The organism is Gammaproteobacteria bacterium (assembly GCA_029882975.1).
Classification (GTDB): domain Bacteria; phylum Pseudomonadota; class Gammaproteobacteria; order SZUA-152; family SZUA-152; genus JAJDNG01.
Window position 1 is genome coordinate 13,273 of the sequence record JAOUJW010000012.1, and the last position, 21,342, is coordinate 34,614.

Sequence of the window (21,342 nt, forward strand, 5' to 3'; positions counted from 1 at the left end):
AAAAAAATAATACAAATCAATTGGATGCGAATATGGCACGATTGATGCTTATAACAAGTCATTTCAGCAGTAATTTTTTCAAGAGGCTAGACATGAGAACAAAATTAGGGTTTCTCGCAGTATGTTCGCTTTTCGCCGTTTTGATTACCGGTAATGCTCATGCTGTCGCATACGAATATAACTACCAGGACGTGCAGGAGTTTTCACAGCTGTGGGCGGTACCTGACGGTTCAGCTGTTTTGGCTACGGATCCTTTCAGCGGAACGGGTTTTAATTCGGCTGGTGAGTTTTCTATCTTCTTCAATCCGACTCTGCCTATAGGGACTCCTGTGGAAATGGGGTTAGGGGTTGTTGGTGATCGGGATTTTTCCAGCTATACCGGTGTAACAATGGATCTACGTAACAGTAGTATCAATCAAGCAATTTTTGCAGCACTGTTTTTGACCGAAGATAATGGTGACGGTACATTTAATCTCTACCACGGAAACGTGCTGGCATTGAATGATAACGAAGCCGGAACAATGGCATTGGATTTTTCCAGCGCCAATTTACTTGTTATAGCAAATGATTTTTCGAGCTATACAAGTGCCGGAGCAGTCGCTTTGGATGTTGCAAATACCACATTTTCCTCTTACGGTTTTTCAGTGGGAACCATATCTGATGCCAGCACGTTCATTCACGCCTCTGCTGTTCCAGAGCCGAATACACTGGTGTTGTTAGGTAGCTCCATTTTGGTATTTGGTGGGTTACGTAGAATATTGCAGGTTTCCGCCTGATAGAACAAACAATCGGTTCACACTCCCGGGCTTTCCGGGAGTGTTTCGCTTATTCCATTCAGATTTGTTCTCTATCCCATTACACGGGAAATAAAGTTCATTGCCTTAGACCCGATAACTCAAAAAGACACCCTAATATGGAGTGGCGGAAATACTTAAGAAATTACTCCAGAAAGTACTAATTCAGTGTAGGAATGTAATACAATTGCGTTTTTAAGGTGTCTAATTGAAATAGTTGAGAAATTTCCTCGATTTCCTAACACGGTAGTCCAAATGAAATTTATAACACGTTGTTTTTTATTGGTATTAGTTGGTTTGCTGACGGGTTGTGCCACGGTGTTGGTTCAGCCGAAAACGGATCTGTCCGCTCCGAATTTCGAGTATCGATTGGGTCCGGGGGATATAATTGATATTTTTGTATGGCGTAATTCCGATCTTACGGTGAACGGTATACCCGTAAGACCAGACGGTAAGATTTCTGTACCTTTGGTGGAGGAGCTGTCGGCCAGTGGTAAAACACCAAAGCAATTGGCGCGTGACATCGAAGGCCAACTGGCGAAATATATTAAAGACCCATTTGTAACGGTTATGGTTAGGGATTTTGTTGGTCAGATAGATGACCAGATACGGGTCGTAGGAGAAGCCGCTACTCCTAGGTCTCTGGCCTATAGAAAGAGTCTGACCGTGTTAGACGTGATGATAGCCGTTGGAGGTCTCACGGAGCATGCTGCGGGTAACCGGGCTGTGTTAGTAAGAAAAGTTGGCGGCAAACAGGTTTCTATACCGGTATACCTCGAGAGCTTGTTGAAAGATGGTGTTATCGACGCAAATATATCAATGGCGCCAGGAGATATCCTGATTATTCCTGAGTCTTGGTTTTAGCGGGTTATTGAGTTTATATAGATGAATGATGCATTAGTTCAATACTTCGGTTATGTCCGCATCGTCTGGAGGCGACGTTGGCTTGTGGTATTAGTTGCGGCGTTAATTTGCGGGATCGGATGGCCGGTTGTCTTGAAGCTGCCAAATACTTATGAAGTGAAAGCACAAATCCACCTGGATACACAAAGTATTTTAAAACCTCTATTAAGCGGACTTGCGGTTGATAGTGAACTGACGCAAACAACGGCCCTGGTATTGCAACGAACTCTATTAACGCGTCCGAATCTTGAGAAGGTTGCGCGTGCTGTGGATATCGATTTGTTGGCGAATACACCATCACAATTTGAAGCACTGATTCGAAATTTGGGTTCGAATATATATATCTCTCAAATGAGAATACCGACTACGCGTCGTCGTCAAGCCGCAGGCGGTGAGGCCGTGTTTGAAATAGTCTACAGAGATCAAGATCCTCAAAGAGCCAAGATGGTGGTCCAGGAAATTTTAACTCTATTTGTTGAAGGTACTCTCGGAGCGGCACGAAAGGATACCGAGTTTACTGAGCAGTTTCTCAATTTGAAAATTGACGAGTACGAAGCTCAACTGGTTGAGGCGGAGGAGAGGCTAAAACATTTTAAAAGGAAAAATGTCGGATTGATGCCCAGAGAGGGGCAAAATTACTATTCGCAAATGAGCTCTGAGAAAAGTCGGCTAGAGGAAGCTCAGTTACAGTTGGACGAAGCGGTAAACCGGCAGCGGGAGCTTAAGCGACAGTTGAACGAGGTGGTTAATTCATTTCGCTCTTCCAGTTCCGATGCTGCATCGAATCCACTGGATGCGCGCATACAAACTGTACAACAAAAATTGGATGAATTGGAGTTGCAGTACACAAAGAACCACCCTGATGTGGTTGCAGCACAAAGAATGCTCCAGGAATTGCAAAAACAAAAACAATCCGAAAAAGCAAAAAGCACGGATACCGGAGAGGCGAATCTACTGGATAACAACCCGGTATATCAGGAGTTGAAGGTGGATCTCGGTCAGGAAGAAGCACAAATTGCAGCTTTGAAGGTCCGTGTATCCATGTATGAGGAGAGCCTGCACAAACTGCAAATGCTAATCGATACAATGCCCAAGGTTGAGGCGGAATTTGCAAAATTGAACCGTGACTACGGTATTATCAAAGAGAATTATTTGGGCTTGGTAAAGCGAAGGGAATCAGCAAAGCTTTCTTTTGATGCGGAAAACAAAGATGACAACGTCAACTTTAAAGTTATTGATCCACCTAGAGTGCCGCTCAAACCCATCAGTCCTAATCGACTACTGCTGATAACAGCTGTGTTGGTGTTAGGAGCAGGCGCGGGTATCGCTTTAGTAATTCTTTTGATTCAACTTAAACCGACTTTTTACAGTGCGTCTGATTTATCCCGAAAGCTGGATTTGCCTGTTTTGGGTTCAGTGTCAAAAGTGATACAGCCTGGAGAAATTGTTAAAGGTCGAATTGGTTTGTTGGGTTTTGGGCTTGTCATCTTAGCTATTTTGGCAGCTTATAGTGGATTGATCGCCATGCAATTAAATCTGATTAAGTTTTAGAGAGTGATGCAAATGAGTAGTATTGAGAAAGCCATCCAGAAACTGCAGAAAAAGAAAAAAGACTCAGGCGGTCAACTATCCGGCACGTTGAATTCGCGTAGTTCCTCAGATGCAAACAGGAGTATCCCCGATGCCTTTGTGGACGAAGAAGAGTTTTTGGCAACCCGAATTCAATCGACGCAATCTCAGCAAACGCGTCGACAGGTGACTATAGATTTGCAAAGATTGGAACAACGCGGCATGTTGACTCCGGATAGAATGCATTCCGTGATGGCAGAAGAGTTTCGTGGTATTAAAAGACCGCTCATAAGTAATGCTTTTGCCACCGGTGCCCTTGCCATAGACAAGGGAAACCTATTGATGGTTACCAGTGCCTTACCGGGAGAGGGAAAAACTTTTATCAGTGTGAATCTGGCTATGAGTATTGCCATGGAAAAAGACAAAACGGTTTTGCTTGTGGACACGGATTCCTCGAAAACCGGTGTCAGTTCTTTGTTAGGCATTAGTCCGGAACCCGGGTTGACAGATTATCTATTGGATGACTCCATAAATTTAAGCGATTTACTGGTTAGAACTAATATTCCAAAACTGACACTACTACCATCGGGCCGCTACAACGATAGAGTGTCGGAACTTATGGCCAGTCAAAATATGAAACGTTTGATATCAGACCTTTCGCAGAGGTACCCGGATAGGGTGGTGGTATTTGATTCACCTCCAATATTGGCGACCAGTGAGGCAAGAGTTTTAACTGACTTGGTTGGACAAGTAGTATTTGTCGTTGCGGCGGAAGACACCGCTGAATCAGCGGTTAAGGATGCTATGGAGTATTTGGATAAAACCCGCCCCATAGGATTAGTTTTTAATAAAAAAATTCAATCACTCGGTACGGGTTACAACTACTATGGATATGGGGCGGAAAAATAGAATTTTCCGACGCCAATCAAGCAGTACACATGTATTATAAAAATGATAAACGCAAGAAAAAAATTCGGGACTGAATTCCTCGGAGTGAAATTACGAGTTTTTTTTCTGTCGCTTGTTGGTTTGAGCTGGGCAAACAGTCTCCACGCTGTGCAGTGGCAGTTTACGCCAACGATGGAAGCGGCATTAGCCTACACGGATAATGTTTCGCTTAGTGCGACATCGGAACAGTCGGAAGTAATCCTTGAATTAAACCCGGGTTTTACTATGCGTGGTGAAGGAGCACATACAAAGCTTTCTTTGCAGTATGGCCTGGAAGCTTTTTATTACAATGAAATGTCAGAACAAAATGGTACTTACCAGCAAATGGATTTGTCATTGGATCAAGACATTTTTACCGATAATTTAGTTTTGAGTGTGGCAGGCAGTTATCAGCAGCAAAATATAGACGCAAGAGAAAACGCGCCTTCGAGTAATATGTTTGTAACAGGAAATCGGACGGATATGCAGAGTTATTATGTCGCACCTACATATAGGGTGCCGCAAACGGATACCCCCGGGGTGATGATTCGTCCTTCTTATGGTGCAGTGCGATATGACGAAACGCCTGATTTCAATGCGCGAGTGACTCAGCTGTTAGTTGTCGTAAATCAAACCCCCAATGTACGAACGCTGGCTTGGAATGTCAGCGCACAAAAACGGACGGTAAGATACCGGAATCAGGATGAACTGAACTTGGAAAGGCTGGATTACGGTTTAGATTTACCATTGGGTACTCAGGTAGTCTTGAAGGCAACAGCAGGTAAAGAGGAAAACAGATATTTCTATCAAAATATCGAAAGTATCTCCACCGGCGGAACCTGGCGCGCAGGGTTACGTTGGGAGCCAGCGGGACGTACATCAGTGGAGTTGGGTTCGGGCGAGCGATCTTTTGGAAAGACATACGACTTTGAGTTAAATCACGGTTCGAAATATTCCACCTGGAGATTGGGCTACAACGAGGATGTTGAAACTCTGTCTTTACAGTTACAACCTGTGTCCGGAGTGGATAGTGAAGGTGGGGTTGATGTCCCGTTGCCGTCTGAAGGTATCCAGGGTGTAGGTAACGAAGTATTTATTGCTAAACGCGTTAGCGGTTCTGTAACGTATTCGAAAGCGAAGTCTGACTACAATTTATCCTTGCTTCAAGAGAAAAGGGAGTATGAAATTGTACAGAGATCAGAGACGTACACAAACTTTGATGCAGATTTTTCATGGTCTATGTCAAGTCGGTCAGAGCTAAAAACGGGTATCGGACTGAGAAGAAGTAGTGCGAGTAATGATAGTCGAGTGGATAGTCTTCGTGAATTCACCATTTTATTTAGTAACAGAACAAGTCGTAAAATATCAACAAGCTTGAAGTATACGCATGCGTCCAACAATTCCACATCAGATATTTTGGATTACAGGTATAACTTGGTTGCACTGGAAATTGCGGCAAAATTTTAAAGGAGTGATTTGGTGAAGAGGGTGTATAAGAGGGTAAATGTTCATGGTCAGCGGTAAAGTAGTTAATGCCATGACTGTTGATGTGGAAGATTATTTTCACGTTTCGGGTTTTTCAAGGTATGTTGAACAAGCCAACTGGGAAAAATACGAATGCCGAGTAGAAGCAAATACTCGAAAGCTGCTGGAGTTGTTTGATAAATACGACGTTAGGGCAACTTTCTTTGTCCTAGGGTGGGTAGCAGAACGGTTTCCGAATTTAGTTAGAGAAATTGCCAAGTTGGGGCATGAAATAGCCTGTCATGGTTATAGCCATAAGCTGATTTATGAACAAACACCGGACGAATTTCGGAGAGAAACTGTAAAAGCCAAGACAATTTTAGAGGATATTATTCAAGACAGCGTTCTTGGATATCGAGCAGCCAGTTACTCTATCGTAAATAGCAGTCTATGGGCTCTGGATATATTAGTGGAATGTGGGTTTTCGTATGACTCCAGTATTTTTCCGATTCACCATGATCGATATGGTATATCAAATGCGGAGTTGTTTCCGCATAAACTAACCACCCCGTCCGGACATAAGCTGATAGAGTTTCCGTTATCAACAGTCAGGTTTCTAGCAACAAATGTTCCGATTGCCGGGGGTGGTTATTTTCGTTTGTTTCCTTACCATGTGACGAAAACTGGACTCGCCCACATAAATCGTCGCAATCGGCCATTTATATTTTATCTACATCCATGGGAAGTGGATCCGGATCAACCCCGAGTCGCAGCCAATTGGAAATCAAGGTTTCGACATTATAACAATTTGAATAAGTGCGAAAAACGATTGGAAAAATTGGTTTCTGAATTTACGTTTTCCACTGCCCAACATGTGTTAAGTAATCAAGGATTGTTAGACACCTCGTCGGATAAATTGGCGTTTGTTTCTTAGAGAGGGAATAGGGTAGTGTGTGGGTTAGCCGGTATATACAGTAGCAATAAGCAAGCCCCGTTTATGGGGGACCTGAAAAATATGGTGCGACAACTTAGCCATAGAGGTCCGGACGGTACAGGATTCATAGAGTTTCCTAAAATTGGTTTGGCCCATGCGCGTCTGAGCATTATTGATTTAGAGGGAGGGTCGCAACCTATTCATAATGAAGATAAGTCAATATGGGTAGTGTTTAACGGGGAAATTTTCAATTTTCCTGAATTACGACAGCAATTGATACAACAGGGACACTTGTTCTATACGCATACAGACACAGAGGTAATCGTTCATCTTTACGAACAGTATGGAGAAACCTTTGTTGAACATCTCAACGGTCAGTTTGCCATCGCGCTATGGGACAATAATAGTGAGACATTATTTTTAACGAGGGATCGGGTAGGTATAGTGCCTTTGTTCTATCAGAGCATAGATAATCGGCTCCTTTTCGCTTCAGAGGTTAAATCTTTGTTAGCGACCGCTTCCAGTTCGCCAAGTCTAAATACAAAGGCGCTCGATCAATTAATGACATTTTGGGCGCCGGTGAGTCCAAATACGATATTCTCCGAGATTCAGGAAGTCTCTCCAGGTGAGATGTTGCGTGTAAAAAATGGTGATATTAAACACATTCAATATTGGGATTGGAGTTTCAGTGAAACGCAGTACCGGGGCGGTGATGAAGATAGCTTGGCCGGAGAGCTGCACGACCTTTTGATTGACGCGACTAAAATTCGATTACGTTCCGATGTGCCGGTCGGGGCATATTTATCAGGGGGTTTAGACTCATCGGTCATTGTCGCCATACTGAAACACTACGGTGGCGTACCATTGAGAACATTTTCTATCGGGTTCGACTCTGAAGAGTTTGACGAAGGCTCGTATCAAAAAGCATTAATTGCACATTTAGGGACCGATCACAGTGCAATTAATTGTAGTAACTCTGATATTGCCGATTCGTTTGTAGATACAATTTGGCATACCGAATCTCCCATATTACGGACTGCGCCGGTGCCTATGAGAAGGCTGTCCGGTCTGGTGAAACAGGAGAATTACAAAGTAGTGCTCACCGGAGAGGGTTCCGATGAGGTATTGGGCGGTTATGACATTTTTAAAGAAGGTAAGATCAGACAATTTTGGGCAAAGAATCCAGATTCCAGTTTCAGGGCCGGGTTATTAAAGAAACTGTATCCTTATTTGGATATTTCGCAAGGCAGAGGACAAGCATATTTGAAGCAGTTTTTTGGTGCGGATCTTGATAAGCCCGATCTTGCATATTTTGCGCACATACCGCGATGGAACACCACTGCAAAAATTAAAGAATTTTTTTCCGATGATGTTAAACAGAATCTAAATAGTAATGCGCTGGAGGATTTATGCGCCACACTACCTGGAGCAATTCATCGGTGGCATCCGTTTAATCGAAGTCAGTATATAGAGGCTAAATCTCTAATGGCAGGCTACCTCTTATGTTCGCAAGGGGATAGGATGTTATTATCCAATTCAGTGGAAGGACGGTTTCCATTTTTAGATCATAGGGTAATTGAATTTGCCAATACCTTGCATCCTAAATACAAAATGAAAGCGTTAAACGAAAAATTCTTATTGAAAAAAGCATTTAGAAAATATCTTCCTCCGAAAATTGTCAGTAGATACAAACAACCATACCGGGCACCTGACATTGCCGCTTTTTTTGGGGGGGAAGTGCCGGAGTACGTTCACGAGTTATTAGGTGAGAAGAGCATATTGGATGCGGGATATTTCGACTCTAATAAGGTTGGCCGGCTGAAGAAAAAAATAGAAAAAGGGCGTGCCATAGGTTACAAAGATAACATGGCTTTGGTGGGGATACTATCTACGCAAGTTTGGCATTATCATTTTATTAAAAACTTTAACAAAAATTTTGGGAATTAAGGGTATAACACATGTCTACCGAACAAAAAATTAGAGACTATGTTTTGGATAACTATCTGTTCACCGATGATCAGAACGCTCTAAAGAACGATGAGTCCTTTTTAGATAAGGGAATTATAGATTCAACGGGAATTATGGAAGTAATTCTATTTTTGGAAGAAGAGTTTGGAATTGAAGTAGAAGACGAAGAGATGGTTCCTGAGAATCTCGACTCTGTTAACAATATTGTTAAATATATACAATCCAAACAAAGCTGATGGTCGATTCCGATTTGACAATACCGCCCCGGTTACTGCGAGACGGCCTGCTTTCCTCTGCAAAGCGTACACCGGACAAAGTCGCCCTTGTTATCGAGGGCGTGGAGTATACTTACTCTCAATTGATGCAAGCTGCACTTAAAATGGCATCACAGCTCGTACAGTCCGGCATTCAAAGAGGCGACAGAGTTGCTATCTATATGGACAATACATGGCCCTGTGTGGTTAGTATATACGCAGTGTTAATTGCGGGCGGGGTATTTCTTGTTATAAATCCGCAAACAAAATCTGACAAACTGGAATTTGTACTTAAAGACAGCGATGCAAAGGTTTTGTGTACGGATAGCCACTTGGCTGGAGTCTTCGCTGATGTGGTGGTAAACAGTCAGGTTACAACAGTAATCTGCTCTGGCGACACAAGCGAATTGACGTTAAGTTGTTTGTTGGATTTTAATCAGATATTGGCAAGTAATGCACCATTGGAAAAACCTGTTTTCGTTGTCCCAAACGATATGGCTGCGCTGATATATACCTCTGGTAGCACGGGAGTACCCAAAGGGGTGATGCATACCCATCAATCTATGGTGTTTGCTGCATGGAGTTTAATAGAATACTTGCGCTTATCGCGGGAAGATAAAATATTGCTTGTGCTTCCTGTTGCCTTCGATTATGGATTGTACCAGCTATTCATGGCATTGAAATTGGGTGGTACATTGGTAATAGAGCGTTCATTTACATTTCCAGTACAAGTGTATAAACGGATTGAAGAGCAAAAAGTAACGGTGTTTCCCGGTGTGCCTACAATTTTTGCCATGATGGTATCGGCTCATAAGAAAAAACCTTTGTGTTTTCCTACCGTCACTAGAATCACTAACACGGCTGCTGCTTTACCGGAAGAGTTTGTGTCGTATCTTCAGGAAATATTTCCGAACGCTTTAATTTATAAAATGTACGGCTTGACTGAATGTAAACGTGTCAGTTATCTGGAGCCGGAATTGGTTAACGCAAAGTCCAACTCGGTTGGTAAAGCTATACCGGGAACTGAAGTTTATCTACTGTCAGAAAAAACCGGTCAAGCTGTATCCGCTGGTGAAACAGGGGTTCTGTACGTTAGGGGTCCTCATATCATGCTCGGGTACTGGAAACAGGACGAGCTAAGCAGGAAAATGCTTAAACCGGGGAGATATCCCGGTGAAAGAGTGTTATGTACACACGATTTATTTCGGATAGATTCGGAAAACTATTTGTATTTTGTCGGACGCAACGACGATATTATAAAAACTCGAGGAGAGAAAGTAAGTCCCGTTGAGGTAGAAAATGCTTTGTACGAAATAAAAGGCATAAAAGAAGCAGCGGTCATTGGTGCTCCGGATGAGTTGTTGGGTGAATCTGTTAAAGCATTTGTGACGTTGGAGGCAGATTCGGATTTGACAGATAAAAAGATTAAGAAAATATGTTTGTCGAAACTGGAAAATTTCATGGTACCTAAAGATATAATTGTCGTGCCGGATTCTTTACCAAAAACAGCAAACGGTAAGATAGATAAAAAGGCGCTTTCTTGAGGAGGTGGTATGGAACAGAGTGAATTCTATCGAAAATGCCATTCAAGAATCAGCGGAGAACTAGCATTCCTTCCGGATAAGCCGGAAGAGAACGTGGATAATACGCTTCGAGCGTTGTGGTTTGCGGCTGCCGGTGACCCAAAGTCTGCACAAGCTGCGGAGGATGGCGAGTTGCCCGTGTTAGATGCGGAGAATATGTCAAAATTAGAGGAATACCTGAACAGGCGTCTGTCCGGGGTTCCGTTGGCTCATATTACCGGGCGACAACAATTTATGGGTGTAGAGTTGATCGCCGGCCCAGGCGCATTGGTACCCAGAAAAGAAACTGAAATATTGGGTCAGTCAGCAGTTTCTATCATCAAGGATAGGGCCGGAAGACAGGAAACAGTGCAAGTTATGGACGTGTGTACCGGTGCGGGAAACCTCCCTGTCGCCTATGCTTTGTCCGGGGATAACGTTAAGGCATATGCTGCGGATTTGGCAAGTGAAGCTGTAAGTCTGGCCCGGGAGAACGTTAAATTTCATAATTTGGAGGATAGAGTGGAGGTCAGGGAAGGGGATTTACTGGCTCCGTTTGATTCCCCGGAATTTTACAATAGCATGGACTTGCTAAGCTGTAATCCTCCGTATATATCCAGTGGCAAAGTAGATACGATGGACAAGGAAATATCGGCGCATGAACCGCGACTCGCTTTTGATGGCGGACCTTTTGGTATTAAAATTTTGAACCGGCTGATTAAGGAGGCACCAAAATACCTAAAGGAAGGTGGTTTTCTGGTATTTGAAGTTGGCGAGGGACAAGGGGATTCTATATCTCAGCGTTTGAAAAAGACCGGCTTTTATTCCACGGTGGAGTGTCTTTATGACTCTGATGGAAACATTAGATCATTAATGGCTCAGAAATAGTATTATTCAACAGATTGAGAGAGAAGAAAATGCCAAATACACCATTATCCCAACAGGTGTTGAATATCAACGAAGCAGAAGAAGTTGCTGTCATTACAAACTCGATTAGAGATCATTTACGTAAAAATTTAAACCGGCGTGGGTTGGTTGTTGCGATTTCGGGGGGAGTGGACAGCGCAGTGTGTGCAGCGTTGTGTGTTGAAGCCATAGGAAAAAACAAAGTTTTCGGCTTGTTGTTACCGGAAACTGATTCATCATCCAAAAGTGTTACTCTGGGTAAGCAATTGGCGGATCAATTAGGGATAGATTACCAAATCCAAGATATCGCCCCGGCGCTCGAATCAATAGGTTGTTACCAGTGGCGTGACGATGCTATTCGGAAAATTTTCCCCGACTACGGACAAAATTGGAAAAATAAACTTACTATAAGTGGTGGTAGTGAAGGGCAGATGAATCACTTCATGTTGGTAGTGCAGGACCCAGAAGGCAATATAAAACAAGAAAGGTTGAAATTAAAAGAATATTTACAAATAGTTGCTTCGGTTAATTATAAACAAAGAATTCGAAAGACGGTAGAGTACTTTCATGCAGACCGTTTGAATTATGCCGTTGTGGGTACTCCTAACAGATTGGAGTACGATCAGGGCTTCTTTGTAAAAAATGGAGACGGGTCAGCTGACATTAAACCAATCGCACACTTATACAAAACGCAAGTCTATACTTTGGCGAGGTATTTTAATTTGCCAATGGATATTTGTAACGCGGCACCTACTACCGATACGTATAGTATGGCTCAAGGTCAGGATGAGTTCTATTTTGCGTTGCCCTACAATAAAATGGATTTGGCACTTTGGGCTCACAATAACGGGCTTCCCCACCAGGACTTGGCCGAGGCATTGAATATCAGTGTGGATCAAGCGGGTTGGATTTATAGAGATATAGAATCAAAAAGACGTGCAACTAAATATTTACATACCAGACCATTGTTAATTCAGGAAGTGAATGAGATTTAGGCGTATTTAGGGATGTCGTTATATACGCAAATTTATAGTGCAATCTAATTGAATATATTTTCCAGAGTACTAAAAAAGATCGCTAGAGTTGTGCGGCACGAGAGTGTCAAGCGGCAGGCACGCAGCTGGTCACAAAAAAACCTGGAGAACACCAGAGCAAAAAAGTTGTTAGTCCTTTGCTATGGCAATATTTACCGAAGCCCTTTGGTTTCGGAGTACTTAAAAATAAAATTGAAAGAAACGGGTCTAGAAGTGAAATCTGCAGGGTTTTATCCAGTTGAAGGCAGGTGCTCTCCCGATGAACATGTAAGGATGTGCATGGAGAAAGGAGTGAATTTGTCACATCATCGATCAGATGTGCTTTCAAATGAATTGTTATCCTGGTCCGATATTGTGCTGATAATGGATTGCAGAAATTGGGACTTGTTGATGGATATGGATCCGAAATCAATGACCAAAGTAGTATGGTTAGGCAGCTTTCTTGAAAATGGCGACATTGAAATCGAAGATCCATATGGCAAGTCAACTGAGATAGCAGAACAAATTGTGGACAGGCTTCTGTCAGCATCGGATGGTTTTGTAAAGAAAATTAATACGGGTTGCTGATTGATTTTTATAACGAATTCGTAAAAGAAGAGTACTATGTTAGATGCAATCCTAAAGAATAAAACAAATAATACGCTTATCCAGTTAATCAGATACACTTTTGTCGGGGGATTCGCGTTTACTGTCGATTTTGGAACACTGTATGTGTTAACAGAGTTTTTTAATGTGTATTATCTGGTATCTGCGGCGATAGCATTCACCATTGGGTTGTTAATCAACTATACGCTTAGTGTTATTTGGGTATTTGATAAACGCGCTGTTCAGAATAAGTGGTTAGAGTTTGCTATATTTGCAGCCATCGGAATGGTCGGACTGGCATTGAATGAACTGTTTATGTGGTTTTTCACTGAAGTGGTCGGGCTCTACTATATGTTGTCCAAGATGATTTCCACCGGGTTCGTATACCTGTGGAATTTTATTGTTAGAAAAATCACATTATTTCGCTAGGAGTTATCATGAGTAAGAAAGTGGCAGTCATCATTGGTGCTGGGCCGGCAGGACTTACGGCTGCTTATGAATTGTTGGAAAAGTCTGATATAAAACCGGTAATATTCGAGATGACGTCGGACATTGGAGGAATTTCCAAAACAGTAAATTATAAAGGTAACCGCATTGATATTGGCGGTCATCGTTTTTTTTCGAAGTCGGATCGCGTGATGGACTGGTGGCGTAATATTATGCCTCTACAAGGTGCACCATCTAAGGACGACATAATTCTGAAGCGGGAAGTTACTTTATCGGATGCGCCGGATGCCCCGGATCCCGAAAAGACCAGCGTGGTTATGCTGATACGGCGGCGGCTGTCCAGGATATTTTTTCTCAGATCCTTTTTCGATTATCCTATTTCGCTGAAATGGAATACGTTTAAAAACCTGGGAATCGTTAGAATTATCCGAATTGGGCTCAGTTACGTTAAAGTTTCAATTTTTCCAATTAAAGAAGAAAAATCGCTGGAAGAATTTCTAATTAACCGATTTGGCAGAGAGTTATACCTAACATTTTTCAAAGATTATACGGAAAAAGTGTGGGGTGTTCCATGTAACCAGATTAAACCGGACTGGGGTGCACAGCGGATCAAAGGATTGTCGATAACGAAATCCGTTTTACATGCGATCAAAACCCTATTCAAAAAAGATACGAGTGTCGGACAGAAAAACACCGAAACATCCTTAATTGAACAATTCATGTACCCCAAATTAGGCCCCGGACAAATGTGGGAGGAAGTTGCGAGAATAGTTACGGAAAAAGGGGCAGAATTGCATTTTAACAAAAAGGCAGTAGGTATAAACCTGGGAACCGGTCGAGTGGCTTCTGTGGCATTTGAAGACATTGGAACAGGTGAAGTCACGACTATAGAAGCGGACTATGTATTTTCCACCATGGCCGTGAAAGATTTGGTGGAGGCTATGAGCCCTGGTGTTCCGGAAAATGTACTAAGAATCGCATCGGGTTTAACTTATAGGGATTTTATCACCGTAGGTGTTTTGCTAAATAAGCTGAAAATTGACAATGAAACCAATATTCCCACAGTGAATTCTATAGTTCCTGATAACTGGATATATATCCAGGAACGGGACGTAAAGCTGGGACGGCTTCAAATATTTAACAACTGGAGCCCTTATATGGTTAAGGATCCAGACACGGTATGGTTGGGTATGGAGTATTTCTGTTATGAAGGTGACGAATTATGGAGTATGTCTGACAAAGATATGTCGGAGTTTGCCGTTAAGGAACTGGAAAAAATAGATATCATAGACTCGACTGATGTATTGGACACAACAGTTATAAAAATGCCAAAAACTTACCCGGCATATTTTGGAACCTACAACGAGTTTGATGTGGTCAAGGATTTTGTCGACGGTCTGGAAAACCTGTTTCTGGTCGGGCGAAACGGAATGCATAAATACAACAACGCAGACCATTCTATGTTGACGGCAATGGTGGCAGTGGAAAATATTGTCGCAGATAAGAAGTCCAAAGAGAACATATGGAAGGTCAATGTAGAACAAGAATATCATGAAGAAAAGTCGTGAGTGGATCCAATCGATAATAAGCAATCCATTGTATGGATTGCTTGTTATTTTAGTCATTTTAACTTTGGCTAATTCCTGGTTTCGTGGGTTTGACCACGATGAATTGGAGGCTATACATACGGCATGGAAAATGGCTGCCGGTGAAGTAATATATGTAGATTTTTTCCAACATCATAACCCGTTATTCTATTATGTTTTGGAGCCATTCTTATGGGTTTTTAGCGATGATACATCAGTTTTACGTATCGCACGTTTGTTCATGTTTACCATGTATGCGGCAGTACTGTTTGTTACTTATAAGTTAGCTTTGCTTGTGCTCAAGGAACGGAGAGATGCTCTACTAAGTGTGGTGGTATTGGCAGGTACTACATATTTCTTCGATAAAGCTATTGAAGTACGTCCGGATGTTCCCCAGGTCCTCTTCGGTTTGATGTCGATTTATTGGATGTTTCTGTATTTTGATAAAAGAAAACTGATGTATGCTTTATTAAGTGGAGTCAGTTTGGGTATATCTTTCTTGTTTTTGCAGAAAGCAATTTTCTTGATCCTGATCATTGGCTTGATTCTAGCGAGGCGACTGTTTAATCGATCGATGCCTGTTCAGGAATTTTTTTATTATTGGTTAGCGTTCGCTGCTACTGTTCTACCTTATGCGCTGTATTTGCTTTTAAATGATCAATTTTCCACCTATATAACCTTTAATTGGTTATTAAATATGAAATTTTCTCATACATTCTCCCCGGTTAGTGGTGTACTTGCTATCTACCAAAAAAACACATTGGTTTGGTTGTTTTTTATAGTGGGTGTCGCTTGTATGGAGAAAGGAGTGATGCGGGAAATATTGTTTTTGGTGTTAGCCTTGATGGGATCCTTACTCATGGTGAAAGCACCCTATCCGCAATATTACATGATGTTTCTTCCCTTGGTTGCGGTAGTTGCAGCGCTAGGGGCCAGGCGAATGTTTCAATACCCGGTACATTATGGAATCGCTGCAGTCGTGGCCAGCGCGCTACCAATTTTTGTTTTGGCTACACAAGTCGTATTAAAGAATAACAGCAAGGAGTTGGCAAAAATAGAGTATGTTAGGTCAAACACCAAGCCGGACGATTTCATCTATGATGGAGAAATCTACTTTAATCTTTTTCGCAGAGATATAGATTATTTCTGGTTCAGCGTGAGGCCTGGCGTGGGTGGGTTGGCGACTTATCAGTCTATAACGCCGTATTCGTATGATGTATACGAATCTATAAGGAAGTACAAACCGGCATTAATCTCGTTAAATTATTTAGATAAAGATATGCCAATAATTAAGAACAACTACTTTCAATCAGATAAGTATCCGGACCTATGGTTACGGAAGAGCTCGGACAGCTAGGAGATTAGGTGCTGATTTATTGTTTCGCGGAAAGATATCCGGATCCCTACAAACCGTACCTGGACACCCAACTGGCTTATTTGCTGCGCGAGAGTCATCGTGTTCAGGTATTTGCCGAAGGAAGGTACGAAAGGGACAGAGTAGGCTTAAGCACGGAGCTGCTAAATTTAGAGGAAAAAACTCAATATTATCCGTCAACGTTAAAAACTCTTCCTCGCTTTTTTGGTAATGCTTGTATCGCAACAATTAAATCACCCTTGGCAAGTTTAAAGAATCTATACAGAACAATCGATGGCAGTGCGTCATTTAAAAAAAATCTAATGAGTGCAGCAAGAGCTTTGGTGCTGCCGACAGCTGAGCCGGATGTATGTTTGATTCACAATCTTGCCACGATGGAAAAGCTGACATTTCTCAAACAATTATACCCCGGATCGAAGGTGGTTATGTATTACCATGGAGGCGAGTTACCTAGACAACAGTTTATCCGCGATGAGAAAAATATATTCGATTCCACAGATAAAGTGTTTACCTGTACCCGGTACAGTCTGGACCATGCCGTTAAACGAGGTTGTCCGTCGGAGAAAATATTTATTAGTCCTGTGGGTTTCGAATTGAATAATTACCCTGTGGATGAGAATAAGTTTTACAGAAAAGATGAAGTATTAAGAATGGTGTCTATAGGCAGATTTAGCCAGGAGAAAGGGTTTATATTTGCTCTACAAGCGATACATAGTCTTGTTAAAGAAGGTCACACAAATATTCATTACACTCTTATAGGCGATGGGTATTTGAAACGTGAGTTGATTGATTACGTCCATACTAATGGCTTGGAGGGTTATGTAGAATTTGCCGGTGAGATGCCATATGCTAAAGTGATAGAGACTCTCTCTAAAATGGACTTATTAGTTTTACCCAGTATAACTACGGAACGTTGCGCAGAAAATCAGGCATGCGTGGTGCAGGAAGCGCTATTAATGCGTTTGCTGGTTATTTCGACTAAAGTAGGTGGCGTGCAGGAATCCATTTGTGATGAGTTAACGTTGTTTTCAGTAGAAGAGCAAGACAGCGCCGGCATCGCATCTATGATAAAGCTTGTTCTTGGTTTTTCTCAATCCAAATTCCGAACTTATGCAGACAGGGGCCGTGAGTTTGCGATTAATAAATATTCTATCAGTAAAGTAACTCAGCAACTGCTGCAACAATCCATAGGCTAGGTTTGTGGGATAGCCAGAAAGTGTCGGAATAATTTACAATCATGGAGAGATGAACTAAAAATACGTTATAACTATATGAATAATATGTAAAAATCAAATAGGTATGAATATTGCAGGTTTACATATCGAATATTGAAATTGCAACTAGATAGAGCAATTATTGACCCCATCCAACTCAGTAAGAAGTTCATATGATTCAATCAAAAAAACAACGATCAGAAAGCCCCGGAAGAATTTTAATAATATTGATTCTTGCATTATTTTTACACGTACCCTTCGCAGCAGCAGATTGGTCCATCGGTATCTATGAAGGCAGTACACCGATAAGCGCCGGGCCGGTATCCGGTGTTCCTAATGCAGTTATTACCGCGGCAGATGTGACAGATGTACCGGCCGGTTTTGTTGCCGATCCATTTTTATTCCGGGACGCGGGTACCTGGTACATGTTTTTCGAGATCCTGAATCTCAATACCAGTGAAGGCGATATTGGTTATGCGACCAGTCCGGATGGATATAACTGGACCTATCAACAAATTGTTTTAGATGAAAGTTTTCATTTGTCTTACCCGCAAGTATTTCAGGTAGGTGGCCAATATTATATGATACCGGAGACTGGAGACACTGACTCCATTCGCTTGTATACCACTAGTACATTTCCAACCAACTGGACCTATGTTTCCACATTGATAAATACCAGTATTGGTGATATTGATCCGACTATTTTCCAATTTAACGGTAGTTGGTGGATATTTTCCAGTCCCGCGACCAACGATCAACTAAGGTTGTATTATGCGGATAATCTTACCGGCCCTTGGACCGAGCACCCCAGCAGTCCGTTGATTACTGCGGATGCAAGTAGAGCGCGGCCGGGAGGTAGTGTTATAAATGACGGTGTTCATCTTTATCGAATTGCTCAAGATGATCTACCTAATTACGGTACCGGTGTTAGAGCATTTGAAATTACAACCCTAACCCGTAGCAGCTATGCCGAAGTGGAAGTGGTTGGTAGTCCGTTATACGGTCCTTCGGGGTTTGGGTGGAATAGGGACGGCATGCATCACATGGACGTTAAACCTAACGGTACCGGCGGATGGCTTGCTGCGGTGGATGGTAGAGGGGATTTTTCGCAAAAACTGGACAGTGGGATTTCAAAGGATACGTGGGTATTGTGGGATGTGGATAGCGAGGAATTGGTAGCAGAAAACGGTTCCGCCACTAATGCTTTTGATAACGATATTAGTACCTATTGGAATTCGGAATGGTTGGATGTGTTTCCTTTGTTGCCCCATTCTATAGAAATTGCATTGGGTGGACAGTATCCTGTTGATGGATTTGTATATATTCCCCGGCAAGATGGTACTGTGAATGGGCGTATTGGAGGCTATGAATTTTATGTGAGCGTTGACGGCCAGAACTGGGGATTACCGGTGGCCTCAGGAATATTCGCGAACGATGCGACTGCGAAAGAAATTCGATTTTCACCGCAAAATGCGCAGTTTGTTCGTCTGGTAGCAACCAGTGACTGGGCCGGTAGTAACTTGACATCAGTAGCTGAGTTGTATGTGTTGAATAGTGCTGGTGCAGGAACAGGGAATGTGGCGCCAAATGGCACTATTGATACACCCGCTACCGATATAACGGTATTTACTGGGGAAAGCGTCAATTTTTCCGGTACAGGCGTTGACGTGGATGGCGATTTACCGCTGAGCTACATTTGGAGTTTCGGCGCAGGTTCCGGTATTGCAGATGCTACCGTAGAAGACCCGGGGTCTGTACAGTTCAACACCCCCGGTAATTACACGGTAACCTTTACTGTCAGGGATTCAACCGGGTTGGGTGATCCTACACCAGCGACCCGAACAGTAACCGTCCGAAACGCGGGCGCCAGCGATCCCATCCCCCAGGCTGCCTGGAGCTTATTGAATGTGGATAGCGAAGAAACTGCGGGAGAGAATGGATCTGCAGTAAATGCGTTTGATGGTGATTTGTCCACCTTTTGGCATACCGACTGGTCAGGTGCCAGCCCATCGCATCCACACAATATTGATATTTTTCTGGGTGGCCAGTTTTTGATAGATGGCTTTGTATATACCCCAAGGCAGGACGGTGGTGAAAACGGGCGGATTGCGGATTATGAACTGTACATCAGCTTGGATGGCGTTAATTGGGGCGCTCCGGTAATCAGCGGCACCTTTGCCAACAATGACCTGCCTAAAGAAATTAATTTCGTGACAACTGAAGGTCAGTATGTTCGTTTCATGTCGCTGAGTGAGGTTAACGGTAACCCATGGGCAGTTGCGGCCGAGATCAATGTATTAGGCAATGCCAGTGCCGGTTCAGGGAATCTGGCGCCCAATGGTTCCATTATCACGCCGACGACGGATATCACTATCGCAGTCGGAGGGTCCATTGATTTTAGTGCATCGGCCTCCGATCCTGATGCCAATAATCCTTTAAGCTATCTTTGGAATTTTGGTGCCGGATCTGGAATTGCCGACTCAACAGCGCTTGTTCCCGGTGCCGTAGCTTACGGATTAGCCGGTACCTATACAGTAACCTTTACGGCCACTGACGCGCTGGGTTTGAGTGATCCTACACCTGCCATTCGCACGGTGACCGTTATTGATCCTTCGGCCACTACGCCCATTCCCCAAACCGCATGGAGTTTGTGGTACGTAGACAGTGAGGAGACTGCTGCCGAAAACGGAGCAGCGGTTAATGCCTTTGATGGTAATCCGGGGACTATATGGCACACAGATTGGTCCGGAACCAGTCCTGCACCGCCACACACATTAGAGATCGCGTTGGGTGCGCCCTATACTGTAGACGGGTTTGTGTATACGCCACGGCAGGATGGTGTCAATGGTCGCATTGGTGACTATGAGTTTTATGTCAGCACGGATGGTAGCAATTGGGTCCAAGTGTCAGTAGGTAGCTTTGCCAATGACAGCAGTGATAAGGAAGTTCGATTTGCCGCTTCGGAGGCGCAGTTCGTACGTTTGGTTGCCGTAGGCGAAGTGAATGGCAATCAGTGGACCACGGTCGCAGAGCTCAATGTTCTTGGTGTGCCGAGTACGGGGGGGGGTAATTTGCCTCCAAATTCAAACATAGACAGCCCGAACCAGAATCTGACCATAGTGGCAGGCGATAGCGTGAGTTTTACTGCGACCGGTTCTGATATAGATGGTAATACCCCATTGACTTATTCCTGGAATTTCGGCCCGGGTTCGGGCCTTGCGGATTCAACACTGGAAGATCCGGGACTGTTACCGTTTAATACCCCAGGGACTTATACCGTGACTTTGACCGTAACGGACTCTTTGGGCTTGAGTGACCCGACACCGGCGACCCGGACAATTACCGTGCAGGATCCAAATGCCGGTACACCTATTTCGCAGTCCGGTTGGAGTCTGCTGGCAGTGGATAGTGAAGAGACTGTTGGTGAGAATGGAGCTGCCAGTAATGCTTTTGACGGGAATCCTGATACTATATGGCATACCCAATGGTTGGGTGGCAGTCCCACTCCACCGCACAATATAGATATTGCATTGGGGGCTTCTTACTCCGTTGATGGTTTTGTATATGTACCTAGACAGGACGGTGGAGAGAACGGCAACATTAATTCCTACGAGTTTTATGTAAGTGTTGATGGTGTTAGTTGGACGCTTGCAGCATCTGGTGTATTCGCCAATGATGCCAGTTTCAAAGAGGTTCGTTTTAGTTCGCAGCCGGCACAATATGTTCGTTTGGTTGCGATTTCAGAAGTCAATGGCAGTGAATGGACTTCGGTTGCCGAAATACAAGTGTTTGGACGGTAGAACACAAAATCGATCCGGCT

At 43.2% G+C, this 21,342-nt stretch carries 17 protein-coding genes; all 17 read left to right on the forward strand.

What is annotated here, in order from left to right:
• The first annotated feature begins 32 nt into the window (after window positions 1–32).
• The 17 genes from OEY58_10485 (at window position 33) to OEY58_10565 (ending at window position 21,322) form a co-directional block, all read left to right on the forward strand.
• Entirely contained in the window at window positions 33–776 is a 744-nt protein-coding gene (locus tag OEY58_10485) for a PEP-CTERM sorting domain-containing protein (GenBank protein ID MDH5325878.1), read from the forward strand.
• A 273-nt stretch (window positions 777–1,049) separates the two neighbouring features.
• Entirely contained in the window at window positions 1,050–1,658 is a 609-nt protein-coding gene (locus OEY58_10490; protein ID MDH5325879.1) for a polysaccharide export protein, read from the forward strand.
• Window positions 1,659–1,679: 21 nt separating this feature from the next.
• Window positions 1,680–3,248 carry a chain length-determining protein gene (locus OEY58_10495; GenBank protein MDH5325880.1) on the forward strand — a complete coding sequence of 523 codons (1,569 nt, stop codon included), beginning with the start codon at window positions 1,680–1,682 and terminating at the stop codon, window positions 3,246–3,248.
• A gap of 12 nt (window positions 3,249–3,260) precedes the next feature.
• Window positions 3,261–4,175 (forward strand): XrtA-associated tyrosine autokinase, encoded by a 915-nt coding sequence (locus OEY58_10500; protein MDH5325881.1) that lies wholly within the window; start codon window positions 3,261–3,263, stop codon window positions 4,173–4,175.
• A gap of 42 nt (window positions 4,176–4,217) precedes the next feature.
• A complete protein-coding gene (locus OEY58_10505) occupies window positions 4,218–5,660 on the forward strand; it encodes a TIGR03016 family PEP-CTERM system-associated outer membrane protein (GenBank protein ID MDH5325882.1) in 1,443 nt (480 codons plus the stop codon).
• A 43-nt stretch (window positions 5,661–5,703) separates the two neighbouring features.
• On the forward strand, window positions 5,704–6,591 hold the full coding sequence (locus OEY58_10510; GenBank protein MDH5325883.1) for a DUF3473 domain-containing protein: 888 nt from the start codon (window positions 5,704–5,706) through the stop codon (window positions 6,589–6,591).
• Window positions 6,592–6,606: 15 nt separating this feature from the next.
• Window positions 6,607–8,538, forward strand: coding sequence for an asparagine synthase (glutamine-hydrolyzing) (gene asnB, locus OEY58_10515; GenBank protein ID MDH5325884.1), 1,932 nt, complete (start codon window positions 6,607–6,609; stop codon window positions 8,536–8,538).
• Window positions 8,539–8,549: 11 nt separating this feature from the next.
• The gene (locus tag OEY58_10520; GenBank protein ID MDH5325885.1) at window positions 8,550–8,795 is read left to right on the forward strand and encodes an acyl carrier protein; all 246 of its coding nucleotides are present in this window, start codon (window positions 8,550–8,552) and stop codon (window positions 8,793–8,795) included.
• Window positions 8,795–10,357 (forward strand): acyl--CoA ligase, encoded by a 1,563-nt coding sequence (locus OEY58_10525; GenBank protein MDH5325886.1) that lies wholly within the window; start codon window positions 8,795–8,797, stop codon window positions 10,355–10,357. Before OEY58_10520 ends, OEY58_10525 begins: the two co-directional genes overlap by 1 nt.
• Window positions 10,358–10,366: 9 nt before the next feature.
• Window positions 10,367–11,263 carry a peptide chain release factor N(5)-glutamine methyltransferase gene (locus OEY58_10530; GenBank protein MDH5325887.1) on the forward strand — a complete coding sequence of 299 codons (897 nt, stop codon included), beginning with the start codon at window positions 10,367–10,369 and terminating at the stop codon, window positions 11,261–11,263.
• A gap of 29 nt (window positions 11,264–11,292) precedes the next feature.
• On the forward strand, window positions 11,293–12,276 hold the full coding sequence (gene nadE / locus OEY58_10535; GenBank protein ID MDH5325888.1) for an NAD(+) synthase: 984 nt from the start codon (window positions 11,293–11,295) through the stop codon (window positions 12,274–12,276).
• A 90-nt stretch (window positions 12,277–12,366) separates the two neighbouring features.
• Window positions 12,367–12,882: a hypothetical protein gene (locus tag OEY58_10540; GenBank protein MDH5325889.1), complete on the forward strand. Its 516-nt coding sequence runs from the start codon at window positions 12,367–12,369 to the stop codon at window positions 12,880–12,882.
• Window positions 12,883–12,918: 36 nt separating this feature from the next.
• Window positions 12,919–13,329, forward strand: a complete 411-nt coding sequence (locus OEY58_10545) for a GtrA family protein (GenBank protein MDH5325890.1) — start codon at window positions 12,919–12,921, stop codon at window positions 13,327–13,329.
• Window positions 13,330–13,337: 8 nt separating this feature from the next.
• Window positions 13,338–14,915 carry an NAD(P)/FAD-dependent oxidoreductase gene (locus OEY58_10550; protein ID MDH5325891.1) on the forward strand — a complete coding sequence of 526 codons (1,578 nt, stop codon included), beginning with the start codon at window positions 13,338–13,340 and terminating at the stop codon, window positions 14,913–14,915.
• Entirely contained in the window at window positions 14,899–16,290 is a 1,392-nt protein-coding gene (locus OEY58_10555; GenBank protein ID MDH5325892.1) for a glycosyltransferase family 39 protein, read from the forward strand. Before OEY58_10550 ends, OEY58_10555 begins: the two co-directional genes overlap by 17 nt.
• Before the next feature lie 8 nt (window positions 16,291–16,298).
• Window positions 16,299–17,504, forward strand: coding sequence for a glycosyltransferase family 4 protein (locus tag OEY58_10560; GenBank protein MDH5325893.1), 1,206 nt, complete (start codon window positions 16,299–16,301; stop codon window positions 17,502–17,504).
• Between the two features lie 191 nt (window positions 17,505–17,695).
• Window positions 17,696–21,322: a discoidin domain-containing protein gene (locus tag OEY58_10565; GenBank protein MDH5325894.1), complete on the forward strand. Its 3,627-nt coding sequence runs from the start codon at window positions 17,696–17,698 to the stop codon at window positions 21,320–21,322.
• Window positions 21,323–21,342: the final 20 nt, after the last annotated feature.